At 62.1% G+C, this 12,544-nt stretch carries 19 protein-coding genes; 14 read left to right on the top strand and 5 right to left on the bottom strand.

What is annotated here, in order from left to right; genetic code table 11:
* Positions 1-38 precede the first annotated feature (38 nt).
* Both JEY66_RS40235 and JEY66_RS40230 read left to right on the top strand, forming a co-directional pair.
* Complete coding sequence (locus JEY66_RS40235; RefSeq protein ID WP_011082896.1) at positions 39-1,097, top strand: DUF7146 domain-containing protein; 1,059 nt, start codon at positions 39-41, stop codon at positions 1,095-1,097.
* 326 nt (positions 1,098-1,423) lie between these two features.
* Positions 1,424-2,353 (top strand): DUF2493 domain-containing protein, encoded by a 930-nt coding sequence (locus tag JEY66_RS40230; protein WP_011082895.1) that lies wholly within the window; start codon positions 1,424-1,426, stop codon positions 2,351-2,353.
* Between the two features lie 75 nt (positions 2,354-2,428).
* Here JEY66_RS40230 and JEY66_RS40225 read toward each other — a convergent pair whose 3' ends face one another.
* Positions 2,429-3,097, bottom strand: coding sequence for a hypothetical protein (locus tag JEY66_RS40225; RefSeq protein ID WP_011082894.1), 669 nt, complete (start codon positions 3,095-3,097; stop codon positions 2,429-2,431).
* A gap of 295 nt (positions 3,098-3,392) precedes the next feature.
* Here JEY66_RS40225 and JEY66_RS40220 point away from each other — a divergent pair, with 295 nt between their 5' ends.
* Positions 3,393-3,815 (top strand): hypothetical protein, encoded by a 423-nt coding sequence (locus JEY66_RS40220; protein WP_014490276.1) that lies wholly within the window; start codon positions 3,393-3,395, stop codon positions 3,813-3,815.
* Between the two features lie 48 nt (positions 3,816-3,863).
* Here the strand turns inward: JEY66_RS40220 and JEY66_RS40215 are convergent, their stop codons facing one another.
* Complete coding sequence (locus JEY66_RS40215; RefSeq protein WP_011082892.1) at positions 3,864-4,637, bottom strand: class I SAM-dependent methyltransferase; 774 nt, start codon at positions 4,635-4,637, stop codon at positions 3,864-3,866.
* A gap of 434 nt (positions 4,638-5,071) precedes the next feature.
* On the opposite strand from JEY66_RS40215, the gene JEY66_RS40210 reads away from it, so the two are divergent.
* On the top strand, positions 5,072-5,278 hold the full coding sequence (locus JEY66_RS40210; RefSeq protein ID WP_014490275.1) for a cold-shock protein: 207 nt from the start codon (positions 5,072-5,074) through the stop codon (positions 5,276-5,278).
* A gap of 31 nt (positions 5,279-5,309) precedes the next feature.
* On the opposite strand, the gene JEY66_RS40205 is transcribed toward JEY66_RS40210, so the two are convergent.
* On the bottom strand, positions 5,310-5,651 hold the full coding sequence (locus JEY66_RS40205) for a hypothetical protein (RefSeq protein WP_011082890.1): 342 nt from the start codon (positions 5,649-5,651) through the stop codon (positions 5,310-5,312).
* A 707-nt stretch (positions 5,652-6,358) separates the two neighbouring features.
* Here JEY66_RS40205 and JEY66_RS40200 point away from each other — a divergent pair.
* A complete protein-coding gene (locus JEY66_RS40200) occupies positions 6,359-6,685 on the top strand; it encodes a DUF736 domain-containing protein (RefSeq protein WP_011084751.1) in 327 nt (108 codons plus the stop codon).
* A gap of 116 nt (positions 6,686-6,801) precedes the next feature.
* On the opposite strand, the gene JEY66_RS40195 is transcribed toward JEY66_RS40200, so the two are convergent.
* Together JEY66_RS40195 and JEY66_RS40190 are read right to left on the bottom strand one after the other, a co-directional pair.
* Complete coding sequence (locus JEY66_RS40195; protein WP_011082888.1) at positions 6,802-7,212, bottom strand: hypothetical protein; 411 nt, start codon at positions 7,210-7,212, stop codon at positions 6,802-6,804.
* A 163-nt stretch (positions 7,213-7,375) separates the two neighbouring features.
* Positions 7,376-7,609, bottom strand: coding sequence for a helix-turn-helix domain-containing protein (locus tag JEY66_RS40190; protein ID WP_016841283.1), 234 nt, complete (start codon positions 7,607-7,609; stop codon positions 7,376-7,378).
* A 231-nt stretch (positions 7,610-7,840) separates the two neighbouring features.
* On the opposite strand from JEY66_RS40190, the gene JEY66_RS40185 reads away from it, so the two are divergent.
* The 9 genes from JEY66_RS40185 (at position 7,841) to JEY66_RS40145 (ending at position 12,539) form a co-directional block, all read left to right on the top strand.
* Positions 7,841-8,104, top strand: a complete 264-nt coding sequence (locus JEY66_RS40185; RefSeq protein ID WP_011082886.1) for a hypothetical protein — start codon at positions 7,841-7,843, stop codon at positions 8,102-8,104.
* 119 nt (positions 8,105-8,223) lie between these two features.
* Positions 8,224-8,433, top strand: a complete 210-nt coding sequence (locus JEY66_RS40180; RefSeq protein WP_014490272.1) for a transcriptional regulator domain-containing protein — start codon at positions 8,224-8,226, stop codon at positions 8,431-8,433.
* A 61-nt stretch (positions 8,434-8,494) separates the two neighbouring features.
* Complete coding sequence (locus JEY66_RS40175) at positions 8,495-9,010, top strand: DUF2285 domain-containing protein (protein ID WP_014490271.1); 516 nt, start codon at positions 8,495-8,497, stop codon at positions 9,008-9,010.
* Between the two features lie 203 nt (positions 9,011-9,213).
* Positions 9,214-9,465, top strand: coding sequence for a helix-turn-helix transcriptional regulator (locus JEY66_RS40170; RefSeq protein WP_014490270.1), 252 nt, complete (start codon positions 9,214-9,216; stop codon positions 9,463-9,465).
* Positions 9,466-9,478: 13 nt separating this feature from the next.
* On the top strand, positions 9,479-10,594 hold the full coding sequence (locus JEY66_RS40165; protein ID WP_014490269.1) for a replication initiator protein A: 1,116 nt from the start codon (positions 9,479-9,481) through the stop codon (positions 10,592-10,594).
* Positions 10,591-11,229 carry a ParA family partition ATPase gene (gene parA, locus JEY66_RS40160; protein ID WP_011082882.1) on the top strand — a complete coding sequence of 213 codons (639 nt, stop codon included), beginning with the start codon at positions 10,591-10,593 and terminating at the stop codon, positions 11,227-11,229. Before JEY66_RS40165 ends, parA begins: the two co-directional genes overlap by 4 nt.
* Positions 11,226-11,492 carry a ribbon-helix-helix protein gene (locus JEY66_RS40155; protein ID WP_011082881.1) on the top strand — a complete coding sequence of 89 codons (267 nt, stop codon included), beginning with the start codon at positions 11,226-11,228 and terminating at the stop codon, positions 11,490-11,492. Before parA ends, JEY66_RS40155 begins: the two co-directional genes overlap by 4 nt.
* Positions 11,479-11,997: a DUF2840 domain-containing protein gene (locus JEY66_RS40150; protein ID WP_011082880.1), complete on the top strand. Its 519-nt coding sequence runs from the start codon at positions 11,479-11,481 to the stop codon at positions 11,995-11,997. The genes JEY66_RS40155 and JEY66_RS40150 overlap by 14 nt, the downstream gene beginning before the upstream one ends.
* On the top strand, positions 11,994-12,539 hold the full coding sequence (locus JEY66_RS40145) for a S26 family signal peptidase (RefSeq protein ID WP_011082879.1): 546 nt from the start codon (positions 11,994-11,996) through the stop codon (positions 12,537-12,539). Before JEY66_RS40150 ends, JEY66_RS40145 begins: the two co-directional genes overlap by 4 nt.
* Positions 12,540-12,544: the final 5 nt, after the last annotated feature.

Genomic DNA, 12,544 nt, shown 5'->3' with positions numbered 1-12,544 from the left:
AAGGTCCGCTGGCGACGGCGGACCTTTTCTTTTTGGGGATGACGATGGCCGATAACGCACACGATCTCGCACGGCGTCTCGGCCGGCAGGCTGAGTCCGTGTGCCGTCACTACCTCTCTGCCGGACGACGGGAAGGTAGCTATTGGCTCGTCGGCGACGTCCGCAATACGCCTGGCCGCTCAATGTTCGTGCGGCTCAAGCAGTCGGCGAAGGGAGCCGCCGGCAAATGGACCGATGCCGCCACCGGGGAACATGGCGATTTGCTCGATGTCATTCGCGAGAGTTGCCGCCTGGTCGACTTCAAGAACGTCCTCGACGAGGCGCGCTTGTTTCTCAGCTTGCCGCATCCAGAGCCCGAGCCCAATCAGCCGCGGCTCCGCAATTCCAGCGCGGCACGAGGATCGCCGGAGGCCGCTCGTCGGCTCTTTGCCATGTCGCAGCCGATCGAACGCACACTCATAGAAGCGTATCTCCGCAATCGCGGCATTACGTCTTTGCACGAAACCGGAAGCCTGCGCTTTCACCCACGTTGCTACTACCGGCCCGACGACCACAGCCCGACCGAGACCTGGCCGGCGATGATCGCCGCCGTCACCGATCTGTCCGGCGAGCTGGCTGGCGTACACCGCACCTGGCTCGACCCGCATGGTTTCAGCGAGGCGACGCTGGGCAAGGCGCCAATCGACACGCCAAAGCGGGCGATGGGCGACCTGCTTGGTCACGCTGTTCGATTTGGCGTCGCTGGTGAAGTCATGGCGGCCGGTGAGGGCATCGAGACGATGCTGTCGCTCCGCTGCGCCCTGCCGACCATGCCGATGGTCGCAGCTCTCTCGGCAGCGCATCTCTCCGCCGTCCTTCTTCCGGATACGCTCCGCCGGCTCTACATCGCCCGGGACGACGATCCTGCCGGTGACGGCGCCATGGCGACCTTGATGGATCGGGCGCAGGAGGCCGGCATCGAGGCAATCGTGATCTCGCCACAGCTTGGCGACTTCAACGAGGATCTTCGCCTGCTCGGATTTGACGCCCTTCGGGCCGCAAGCCGCGTACAGATCGCGGCGCAGGACGTCGCGCGCTTTATGGAGCTGGCGGCATAGCCGAAACGGGATGAGGGGCGACGCGGCCGCTTCGTTACCGCACGGTCGGTGAACGTGTTTCCCCTCGGCGCCAGAGGACTGCCCCACGGCCTTCTGAGAGGGCGATCGGGCGGCAGGCGGCCCGGACCGGCAACCTCGTGGGCCGACTATTTTCCGTCGGCGGCAGAGCCGCCTTTACATCGCGAGACAAAATAGTCGGCCCCCTTCGGTCCTCCGCCAAGGCTCCGGCCCTCCGCTGCGCTGCGGGTGCAAGTCCGTTCCGCCTGCCGCTTTCGTCGCCATGAAGGCCGCGATGGGCGCGGTCGATCCGACGAGGGAAAACCGCAATGACCGCCGACCACGACAACGATTTCGAGCCGCACCACAGCTCATCCCCGACCGACCAGGTCCTCCAGGAACTCCAGCTCCATGGCTACCGTCCCTTCCACGATGATCCCGATCCCCGGGGGCTTCCTGAAGCGCGAATCCTCGCCGGCAGCGTCGCCGACATCTTCGATGCCCTGGTGGTGGCGCTGTCCGATACCCGTCTTGAGCCCGACCTCGACGACCTGCTCTGGTCGATGGTAAACGTCTTCCATCGTGCGATCGACAGGATCGAGCGCGAGCTCGACGATAACGAGCTGGCCCAGCAGCGCTCGCAGCGGGAGCAGGACGGCAGCGAAATCAAATCCGTCGAGCTGGAGCGTCTGACGGCAGAAGGGCAAACGCTGATCGAGCGACGCAACGCCTTCGAGCTGATGCGCGACCAGGCCGCCGACGAGTTCGAACGCCACGCCCATTCCGCATGGCGGCCGCGCAACGGATCGAAGGTCAACCACCGCAATCTGACGTCAGCGATGATCGACAGCCGCGATTTCCTGGCCGCGAAGAAGCGCGCCGAAAATCAGGTGCTCATGCCACGCGGACCGAAAGTCGCGCTCACCGGTGGACTCGACTTCAACGACTACCGGCTAATTTGGGCTAAGCTCGACCAGGTGCACGCCAAGCACCCGGACATGGTGCTGCTGCACGGCGGATCGCCCAAGGGCGCCGAGCTGATTGCCGCCAAGTGGGCCGACAATCGCAAGGTCCCGCAGATCGCCTTCAAGCCCGACTGGACAAAGCACGCCAAGGCCGCGCCGTTCAAACGCAACGATGCGATGCTGGAGACGCTACCCATCGGCGTGATGCACTTTCCTGGCACCGGCATCCAAGACAATCTCGCTGACAAAGCGAAGAAGCTAGGCATCCCGGTCTGGAGGTACGGCGGCTCGTGAGCGCCGCCGTACCTTGTCGTGCAGAACGACAGACGAAATGAGAGCCCAATCGTGCCATGAAATGCCTAGCTGCCCTCAGGCGTCCTGATCATAGTAATGTGAGTCATCAATGGCGCCCGACGTCTCCAGCTCCGGCCGCATATAGCCGGTTCGACCGGCCACACGCTCAAATGTTATCATCGTCGTGAAAGCGATCGAATCCCCGTGGAACGGCTTATCCGGATCGTTCTCTCCATTGAGAGAACCTGAGACATTTGCCACGAGCACATCGTCTCCGACGTCTAGGCTTACTTTGTCTATGTAAAGCTCGTCAAAAAAAGCATTCGTCATAGCCATCTCACCCGAGAGAGCGTCCTCGATCATCATGGGATCTTCTTGAATGAAGGATACATCGATATACTCCTCGAGATCTCGGGTGTACCAAACCTCACCTGAAAAGTAGCCGTTTGCGTTAAGAAAGCTCGAGAGCAGCGAAGCCAGCTCGTCAACATTGGGTAGACCTGCAGGGAGACCATTGAGGTGCTGCACGCGCTGATCCATCAAGCGCAGATCAGGCATCAGGATCGCGGCTTTATCCAAAGCCGCAAGCTGATACTTCGGCTCGGCCCTTAGAGCCGCCGCGGTACCATAGCCGAAATACGCAGCCACGATCTCGTGGGCGTGACCTGATCCGAGCTTGCCGCCGGCCAGATCGTTGAAGGTCATACGCAGAAAGTCTGCGCACTTCTTTTGGATGGTAGACATGGCAAATCCATTTCACACCGGCGTCTTAGTGGCAGTCACAAGCGCTTCATGACCACCGCGCGCCGGCAGAATGGTTGCCGTTCGGGTGTTCGATTGGGAAATCGAGATGCCGCCTTTTGGGTCGCTTGCAGCCCGGGCGATCGGCTCCTGACGCTCAATATGGTCATTTTGTCATTCGCCCGCAACCGGATTTGTGACGATTCCGGTCGCTGGCATTTGCTGCTATACTGCGTTTGCGCCGTGGTGGTGGTGGAAGGCGCGACCGTCAGACCCCTATCTCACGGAGCCCACCACCATGATTGCCTTGGGACCACTGCTTATTTTCCTCGCCATAGGCTTCTTCGCCTGGCTACTCTTCACGCTTGCGGTCTTCGCGGTGCCCGTCTTCGCCGGCGTGACGATTGGTCTTCGGGCCTTCCACACAGGGGCTGGCGCTCTGGGCGGAATCGCGGTTGCGTTCGCGGCTGGCGCCGTAACCTTCGGCATCGGCCAACTCGCGCTCGCCCTCGTGACATGGGCTTGGCTGCGGCTCTTAATCATCATCCTCTATGTCGCGCCCGCGACCGTCGCCGGTTACAGCGCGACGCATGGAATCGCCCAGATGGCGATGTCTTCGCCCACCTGGCAAACGGTCTTCGCGATCGCCGGGGCCGTTGCGGTCAGCATCACGGCCTTGGCTCGCTTCACCGGCATGGCCGCAGACGGGCCGGCAAGATAGCGCTTGACGCCGGGCTGATATCAATACCGGGGCGGGCCCGGCAGGAACCTAATCCGGCCGGATATCACGAAGGCTTCGAAGCTTACCGCCGATCGATGTGGACGCAGATACAATCAGCATCATGGGGCGTTCGAGTTCTTCGGCCAATTGCGGCATCTGCTGGATCTGCTCGCGTGTTGGGGCAAACTCCTCGATCCGCCGAATTTGAAGGCCTGCGCCGATCAGCGTATTCAAGGTAGTGCCAAGTGTCCTGTGGTATTTCAGAACGCCCTTGGCAAACCAGTCCGTCCGACGTTCGCCCTCGACGGAATATCGATTGACCGGCCAGGTTTTGCGGCCCTCCTCATCGGAAATCCAGTGCGGATGTGCCGCGGCCATGAAGATCGGATGCTCAATCGTAAAGACGAAATGCCCGTCAGGAACGAGCGTTTTGCGGATCACATGTACGAGACGGCCAAAGTCCTGAACATAGTGAAAGGTCAGTGCGCTGTAGGCGAGGTCGAAAGCCGCCTCAGGGAGGTCCAGTGTGTCGAGATCGGCGATGCGATACTCAATGGCCGTATCCGCTGTGTCCGCCCTGGCACGCTCGATCATGTTCTGCGACAGATCGAGACCCAGAACCGAGGCCGCGCCCTGCTCGCGCATCCAGCGCGAGGCCCAGCCGAAGCCACATCCGAGATCAACGACACGTTTCCCGACCAAATCGGGCAGCATGGCCCGGATCGCCGGCCATTCAGGAGCGCCGTCCAGCCCATGCACCTGCCGGGGCAATTGGCTGTAGCCAGCGAAGAAATCGGGATTGTCGTAGATATTCTGCGCCATATCTGCCTGCTATTCGGCTTTTCGCTCTGTGCCGCTCCGGATGATTCTTACGCATCCAAGTCGAATTGTCGCAGTGGGCTGCGCCATTTGACGAGCCTATCCGGTCAAGCTGCTTCTCGCGCCGGAAACGAAAAACCCCGGCATGAAAGCCGGGGCTCCCGTGATGCCACGACGTACATCCGGCCGCGACAAGCAGGCGACAGTTAGCACGGAGTTTTCGAAGAAAATGTGACCTTCGCCTCGTCGTTCTTGAATGCCGGCCGATTTCAGCGTGCTCGTTCATTTCATCGAGTGGGGCACTCTATTTCTTCTGTCCAAGACCTACGAACGGGCGGGACAACGGATCCCATCGAGCCGCTTTCGCGCGGAGACTTGCGATCGGCTCGTTCAATGATTTAGATGGGAAGGTGTTTTTTCTTTTTGGAGCAAATGACGTGGCGTTAGGGACTGTTAAGTGGTTCAACCCGACCAAAGGCTATGGGTTCATTGCGCCGGACGACGGTGGCAACGATGTTTTCGTGCACATCTCGGCGGTAGAGAAGGCCGGCTATACCTCGCTTGTTGAAGGCGCGAAGGTCAGCTACGAGCTGGTGATGAACCGCAGCGGCAAACAAGCCGCAGAAAATCTCCGCCTAGGATAAGGCGCAGCTCGACGTCCTGGCATACTTTGAGCTAGCCTGAATCTCGTGGTTTTGAGACCTTTGGAAGATATCCTAGTTGGCGCTCGAGGGCGGCCAAAGTCGAGTGGGCTGAATCCAAACGTGCGGTCGCCTCAGTTAGGTTGGCCCACGCTTCGTTCTGCCGCGAGACAGCTGCCGAGCCGATCTTAATGCTATTCTTAAGACACCGCGTGTCTTGGCTGCGTAAGGCGCGCCCCAATTCAGGCAGTATCCTGGTCACCGCTCGATGCGCGGAACGTTCTTTTCGCTCCAGGCGGCCGACCACGGCGAAGGCCTCACGATAGTTCCATATCGCTTCGATGGCTCTGTTTTCAAGATCGCTTTTGTCGCTCATCCGGTTCTCTTCTCACTCGAGCTCTTAGCGGTCATCATTTGCGCGAGATCCTCCTCTGGGTCCGCGCGGCGAATTGTCGTAACCCCTGTAGGGGCGGGAAGGCCTGGCGCAAGCCGGCAGCGTCCATTGGAAGGGGCTGACTCGATCAGACATCCAGCGTGCTCGCATTCTAGTCTGTGAGCTTCACACAGAGCGGCCAAGCATCGAGACACGACCGATCATCGCAGAGTGGCAGTTTCGTGGCAGTCGTTGTGCGGCATCGACCAAACGGTGACGGATCACAACTACGGCCAGCCGCTCTCGTGAATGGGGCGTGCTGCCGACGCGCGATCGCGGAAGCGGAGATCCGTCCGTCTCGATTACAGAGGGCTAAGCAGCATTGGATTCGTTGGGCCAGCTCTCTCGGTGGGCTCCCAAATCGCCACGTTCTCCTTGATGTCAGCTCTGTTTGGATCGAGCGCACCAACGGCCTCTTCGATGGATGGATCTGGCCGAAGGACGGCTGAAGCCTCGACCGCCTTTGGCGCAACAGCGGCGTCACAACTTTCTTCCCCTGCCGGCTGCGCCGCCATTCCTCGCGCGAGACAAGAAAGTTCCTCCTTTGCTGTCCAGCCCCTTCGGGGTGCGCCGTCGATCGCCTCCGGCCTGTCGATCACCATCGAGGCCGCAAGGTGCGGGCTCGAAAACAGAGATCAAGGAGAACTACCATGGCGACCATCGGCACCTTCAAGAAGACCGGCAACAACGAGTTCAACGGCGAGATCGTCACTCTCTCGCTCCAGGCGAGGAACGTCCGCATCGTCCCCGAAACCAGCCGCTCGGGCGACAACGCCCCCAGCCACCGGATCTATGTCGGCCGGGTCGAGATCGGGGCCGCCTGGTCCAAGCGCTCCAACGAAGGCCGCGATTATCTCGGCCTCAAGCTCGACGATCCGAGCTTCACCGCCCCGATCTTCGCCAACCTCTTCGCCGATGAAGAGGGCGAGGGCTTCAGCCTGATCTGGTCTCGCCCCAACCGTCGCAACGGCGACTGAGCCGATCCGCAATGCCCCGCCCGGCTGGCCCGGGCGGGGCACCGCCACGCTGAGGAAGCGCGAAGGCACCTCGTTTGCCGTGACGGCGCAAGCGGCAAGGGCGTAACCGATGCCGATCAGCGGCCGCGTGCCGATTTGATTGGACGTCTTTGGTTGGCCTCGATCACGCTCTCGACGATGTCTTCCCAGTCCGGACAAATGGCGACGAGACGATCCAGCACTGTGGGATCCCGTTCGATCTGGCCAAGCGCCTGAGCGCGCCACTGGTCGTTGAAACTAATGCTCATCAGTCCCAGGCATTCGACAACCGAACTGTCGGGGAGCAAGTGCTCCATCGTTGCCGTCACTATGCCGGTCCACTGTTGGATCAGATGCCACGGCTCCGCCTCGCGCCGCGCCTCCAACTTCTCTCCGAGCAGGCCAATCAGCGCAAAGAACCGCGTTGGCCAAGGTTGCGGCCTGAGTTCCGTGACCAGAGCATCCACTGTCTCGCGAATGTCGGCTGGCAAGTGCTCGTACAGAGTCATGAGGCCTACTCCATCTCCCCAGCATGCTCGTCCGTTTCTGAACTAGGCATGCGCTTTGGAGACAGATCAGATTTACGTAAAGCCGACTATCAACTTATGCGTGAGGCAATGCGGAGTTGATTCACGACGTGCCGGTGTTGCGGTGGGGCACAAAATTGTCGCGTCATCGAGCCCGATGGGAATGAACCGTCGTTCGCTTGACGAGATCGGTTGCTTCGACGCCGAGCGCCTCCGCGATTCGGCCAAGCACGGTCACGCTGGCCGACACATCTGCGCGTTCAATTGCGCCGACGTAACGGACGCTTAGTCCAGCGCCATCGGCCAACTCTTCCTGCGTCATTTTCTTCACATGACGTATCCGACGCAGATTGACCGCCATGACCTCCTTGAGATCCATGGCAACAAGGGAACTCACATCGGAATGATCGTTCCAGGAACGATCGTTCCGATTCGTGCGTCACTGTGCTATTCATATCGTCTGGCTAGGCCCTGGTGTGCCGCTTCCGGGGAGCGCCGCGATGCGATCTGCGCATCACGGCACAATTCGAGTGTGACGATTTCCCAGCTTGCAAAGTTCTGGAGCTTAGATGAATTCTAATCGCTGCATCAATGCTGAGGGGCAATTGCAATGAACGGCGCGCCATTCCAGGACCGGCCGCCAATAACGGATCGCGTCAACGCCTATGACGAGAAACATCTTGCTATCTACGTTCGGTTGTTGATGGCCGAAGAGGAGGGCGCCGACTGGCGCGAGGTGGTCAGCGTGATCTTCGGCCTCGACCCCACGCGCGAACCAGATCGTGCCAAAAATGTCCATGATAGCCATCTCGCCCGCGCGCGATGGATGGTGGAAGCCGGATATCAGGGCCTTTTGGAACCGCGGATGCAGTGATTTGCGCCCCAATCACGCAAATTGCGATCTCGCGTGATGCAACCTCCGGGTCTGGTCTCTTGTAGCGTCTTTAGGGATCGTGGTGCGGGGCACAGAACAAAAAGACGAGAAGACAGACCATGCCGACCCAGTACTGGCGCTCGCCGGAGACCATCGAACGCCTGAATCGTCTTGAGCGCCCGGGTTTTGCCCTCGAATTCCTTCGTCGCAATGCCGACTACCGCCGCGACTTCGCCCGCACTGAGCGACAGATCGCGCGCGGCGAATCCGATCCCAACACCATCCGAACCAGTTTCGCACGTCGATGGAGGTTGCGGTGTCGCCCATGACCCCGCCTCTCCGGTTTGGCCCGAACCAGCCATTTGGCTGCCCGAGGCATCACCGGGAACATTGATCCTGACGCCCGCGCCGCCGGACTTCGAGACCGTTCATTCGATTGATCGCAACGCTTTCGGACTGTCGATCGTCGGGCGGACAGATGCTGACGGTCGCGAGCTGGTTGTCGCCGACGGCTCGGGTGAGCTCCATGTCAGTTTGCGCGACGAGCAGGCCGCGCGCCGTCCCGCCGTGCTTGTGCCGCTCGACGGCATGGGCGAACTGCGGGCCGACGTGGCGCTACACTTCGTGCGTCGCCTCAGCGGCCAGCGCACCGGTCTTCTCCCGGCGGCGCTGCGGCTGACGTCGTTTCAGAAACGGCGACTGATTCAGCTCCTGCACGCCTTCGACGTCCACGACCTGGGTGGCGGCCCGCGAGACGTGGCAGCGAAGGTGCTCGCCTCCGACCACGCTCAGCGCCGCTCGGTCGAGTGGAAGGATTCTCATGCCCGCCGCAAGGCGAACCGGCTCATTCACGATTCAATCGCTTTGGTCGAGCGCGGCTATCTGAAACTTCTACGCGGCCTCTGATCGGCTCCCCGATTCCTTCAAGCCATCGACCTGATGAGTTAGTTGCGCCCCGGTAGTACGCCTGGCTTCGCCTGGTTGCGACGATGGGGGGACACAAACGTACGTCAATTTTCGTCCACCCCCAACGCCTGAACTCTCCGCCACTCTGGCCCGGACATGCCGCGACTTGGCCGCGGCACTTCGAGGCAAGACGGAGATCTCCCATGCTCGACAGGCCTGCGCAACTCGCCACCCGTTACGTGCGCACCCCCGAGGCCGCGCGCCTCCTCGGCATCTCGCCGCGCACGCTTGAAAAATATCGCTGCCATGGCAATGGCCCGACTTTTCGCAAGCTCGGCGGCCGCGTTGTCTACGCCATCGGCGATCTCGAAGCCTGGGCCGATCAGGCCGCCTGCAGCTCAACGTCGGATCCGCGCTACCTCGAAGCGCGCGCCGCCGGCAACGCGCATCGCTAAGGCAACGCTCGTCATGTCGTCGCGTCGCCTCATCACACCCAGCGAGCGAAGCAAGCTCGACCCGTTCGTTGTCGCCACCGGTGATGCCAGCCCGCGTGATCAACGCGACCTGATGGAGCGCCCGTTCTTTTCGCTCGCCAAGGCCAAGCGAACAAGACCGATCCTCTACCAGACCGGCGACGTGTGTGTCGAAGTCTATGCAGTTCCTGAGCACGGTATGGCGACCATTTGGGATGCCGACGTGCTGATTTGGGCGGCGAGCCAGATTGTCGAGGCCGAGAACCTCGGTCTGAAGACCTCGCGCTTCCTGCGCTTCACACCCTACCAGCTTCTGACCGCAGTCGGCCGGCAGACCGGCGCCCGCGACTACAAGCTCTTGAAGGGGGCATTGGCCCGCCTGCAGGCGACCGTCATCCGCACCAGCATCCGGCAGGGGGAGCATTGGCGGCGCCACCAGTTCTCATGGATCAACGAATGGGAGGAATGCGCGACGCGCGACGGTCGGGTGCAGGGAATGGAATTCGTCCTTCCCGACTGGCTCTATCGCGGCGTCATCGATCGCTCACTCGTTCTCACGATCGATCCGGCCTATTTCAGCCTGACTGGTGGGATCGAGCGCTGGCTCTACCGCGTCGCGCGCAAGCATGCTGGCCGCCAGCCGAGAGGTTGGCTGTTCGAGGTCGCACACCTCCATGAGAAATCCGGCAGCCTCGCCAAGCCTGCAGACTTCGCCTTTGATCTCCGCCGGATCGCGGCACGTCAACCGCTGCCAGGCTACTGCCTGAGCATCGAACGCAGGGAACGCCGAGAGCTATTGCGCATCCTGCCATCGAAGTCATTCACAGCTCCTGTGGACGGCGCTGTGAATCAGCTCGGGACTTCGGGCGTTCACACTATCGGGACTCCGGGCGTGCCGGTATCGGGATTCCGGGAGTGCAAACCACAGCTAACGCTTTGGCCAGGAAACACGATCGCCTGCCCTAACTTAGAGTCTAACTTAGAATCTAACTGTTGTAGTGGGGCCGCGCGTCTTGCGGATAACACCGACATCCGCGCTCAGCCGCCAACCGAGCACCCAAGCCAACCATCTCTGCCGCTTTCAGGTCGCAAGACGGGAGGCATGCGATGATCGTCGCCGTGCTCAACCAGAAAGGCGGTGTCGGCAAGACCACGCTCGCCCTGCACCTCGCCGGCGTATGGGCGCTGCGCGGAAAGCGCGTGACGCTGATCGACGCTGACCCCCAGGGCTCCGCATTGGACTGGTCGCAGCAGCGTGCGCGGGAGAATGTCGCACGGCTATTCGGCGTCGTTGGCCTCGCGCGCGATACGCTCCACCGCGAGGCGCCGGAAATCGCACGCACCGCCGATCATGTCGTCATTGACGGACCGCCGCGCGTCGCGGGACTGATGCGTTCGGCGCTGCTGGCGGCGGATCTCGTGTTGATCCCCGTGCAGCCGTCGCCATTCGACGGCTGGGCCTCGGCCGAGATGCTCGCTCTGCTGCGAGAGGCTCGCATCTATCGTCCGCAGCTTCCTGCTCGCTTTGTGCTCAACCGCTGCGGCGCGCGCACGATCATCGCCCGCGAGACTGCCGAAACTCTCGCCGACCACGATCCGCCGGTGCTCGCCAGCACCATCGGCCAACGCGTTGTCTTCGCCGACGCCGCTCAGTCCGGACGGCTCGTCTTCGAGTTCGTCGAGCAGAGCGCCGCCGCCCGCGAGATCGCCGCGCTCGCGGCAGAAGTTGCGAGGTTCGCGCCATGAGCGACCGCTCTATCAAACGCGGCTTCGCCTCGCGTCCGGGCGATGCCGAGAGCTGGATCAAAGCCAGTGATACGCCGCCACGCAGCGTGAATGATGCTGCCGCATTCACCGCGCGCCTGACGATTGACGTCACGCCCACGCTGCGCGGCCGCATCAAGGTCGCCGCGTTCCAGCGCGGCGTGACCGTCGCCGACATGCTGCGCGAATTGCTGGCGCGAGAGTTCCCCGCTGACGCCCCGGAGAACCGTCATGAACGACAATGAAGCCTTGCCGCCGCGTGCAGTGCCGCCCTCGCATCGACGGGATGTCGCGCTCACCCATGTCGAGCTGACCTGGATCGAGAAGCGGATCGAGCACTGGCTGCGCTTCGGCCGCCGCGCGGAGGAGAAGATTCTCGACCGTCGCCGCAGCATCTCGAGCTTTGAGCCGGGCAGCATCTTCGGCTTCGTCCGCTGGGCATCGAACGACTATGGCACCGTGGTGTCGCGCATGGACATCGTGCGTGCCGTGGAAGCCGGGCAGCGCTATCAGACGCTGCCCTTCGTCCGCCCCGGTGGCGAAATCCTGCTGCGCGTTGATAGCTGGCCGAAGGTCGAGCGCGTGTTGCAGGCCATCGACGCCATCGAGGCGCTCTCCATCGATCCGGCTGACGCCGCACCCGAATACTGGCGGCATCTCCACAACCGTCTCGCCGCCGACCATGTGCCGCGCGCCTACACGCGCGAGCAGCATATCGCCTGGCTCAAGCGCCGGAGCGTCACGCCATGACCCGCTTCGGCTATCTCATGTTGACCTACCTTGCGGCGCTGGTCGCCGGCGCCCTGGCCCTCGTTCATCCTGCGCCGCGGCTGATTTGGAACGCTACCGCGAGCACGCCAATAGGGCTCTACGCGCTGCATCCGCTCGGAGAGCTGCGCGACTTGGAACTGGTCGCGGTACGGCTGCCGGAACCGATCGCCAGCTTCCTTGCCGATGGCGGCTTTCTTCCAAAAGGTCTGCCGCTGCTGAAGCGTGTGATGGCGCTGCCCGGGCAAACCGTGTGCCGGTCGGGCGATGCCATCACGGTCGATGCTGTCGATGTCGGCGCCGCACACGAGCACGATCATCGCGGCCGTCCGCTGCCGCGTTGGAGCGGTTGCCATACCCTCGAACCGGGCGAGGTCTTTCTCATGAACCCGACCGTCCCAGACAGCCTGGACGGCCGCTATTTCGGCGCGCTCCCCGTCAGCTCGATCGTCGCGCGCGCAGTCCCGCTTTGGACGGACGAAGCCGCCGACGGCCGTTTCGTCTGGCGCGCCGCCACTCATTGACCCGT

Origin of the sequence: Bradyrhizobium elkanii USDA 76, from assembly GCF_023278185.1 — a bacterium.
Classification (GTDB): domain Bacteria; phylum Pseudomonadota; class Alphaproteobacteria; order Rhizobiales; family Xanthobacteraceae; genus Bradyrhizobium; species Bradyrhizobium elkanii.
Note: the sequence above shows the minus strand (reverse complement) of the source record. Positions and strands in the feature narration are given on the sequence as shown.

Coding starts and splice junctions, on each gene's coding strand:
- JEY66_RS40235 (WP_011082896.1), top strand. CDS start 39: ATGACGATGGCCGATAACGCACACGATCTCGCACGGCGTCTCGGCCGG.
- JEY66_RS40230 (WP_011082895.1), top strand. CDS start 1,424: ATGACCGCCGACCACGACAACGATTTCGAGCCGCACCACAGCTCATCC.
- JEY66_RS40225 (WP_011082894.1), bottom strand. CDS start 3,097: ATGTCTACCATCCAAAAGAAGTGCGCAGACTTTCTGCGTATGACCTTC.
- JEY66_RS40220 (WP_014490276.1), top strand. CDS start 3,393: ATGATTGCCTTGGGACCACTGCTTATTTTCCTCGCCATAGGCTTCTTC.
- JEY66_RS40215 (WP_011082892.1), bottom strand. CDS start 4,637: ATGGCGCAGAATATCTACGACAATCCCGATTTCTTCGCTGGCTACAGC.
- JEY66_RS40205 (WP_011082890.1), bottom strand. CDS start 5,651: ATGAGCGACAAAAGCGATCTTGAAAACAGAGCCATCGAAGCGATATGG.
- JEY66_RS40200 (WP_011084751.1), top strand. CDS start 6,359: ATGGCGACCATCGGCACCTTCAAGAAGACCGGCAACAACGAGTTCAAC.
- JEY66_RS40195 (WP_011082888.1), bottom strand. CDS start 7,212: ATGACTCTGTACGAGCACTTGCCAGCCGACATTCGCGAGACAGTGGAT.
- JEY66_RS40190 (WP_016841283.1), bottom strand. CDS start 7,609: ATGGATCTCAAGGAGGTCATGGCGGTCAATCTGCGTCGGATACGTCAT.
- JEY66_RS40185 (WP_011082886.1), top strand. CDS start 7,841: ATGAACGGCGCGCCATTCCAGGACCGGCCGCCAATAACGGATCGCGTC.
- JEY66_RS40180 (WP_014490272.1), top strand. CDS start 8,224: ATGCCGACCCAGTACTGGCGCTCGCCGGAGACCATCGAACGCCTGAAT.
- JEY66_RS40170 (WP_014490270.1), top strand. CDS start 9,214: ATGCTCGACAGGCCTGCGCAACTCGCCACCCGTTACGTGCGCACCCCC.
- JEY66_RS40165 (WP_014490269.1), top strand. CDS start 9,479: ATGTCGTCGCGTCGCCTCATCACACCCAGCGAGCGAAGCAAGCTCGAC.
- parA (WP_011082882.1), top strand. CDS start 10,591: ATGATCGTCGCCGTGCTCAACCAGAAAGGCGGTGTCGGCAAGACCACG.
- JEY66_RS40155 (WP_011082881.1), top strand. CDS start 11,226: ATGAGCGACCGCTCTATCAAACGCGGCTTCGCCTCGCGTCCGGGCGAT.
- JEY66_RS40150 (WP_011082880.1), top strand. CDS start 11,479: ATGAACGACAATGAAGCCTTGCCGCCGCGTGCAGTGCCGCCCTCGCAT.
- JEY66_RS40145 (WP_011082879.1), top strand. CDS start 11,994: ATGACCCGCTTCGGCTATCTCATGTTGACCTACCTTGCGGCGCTGGTC.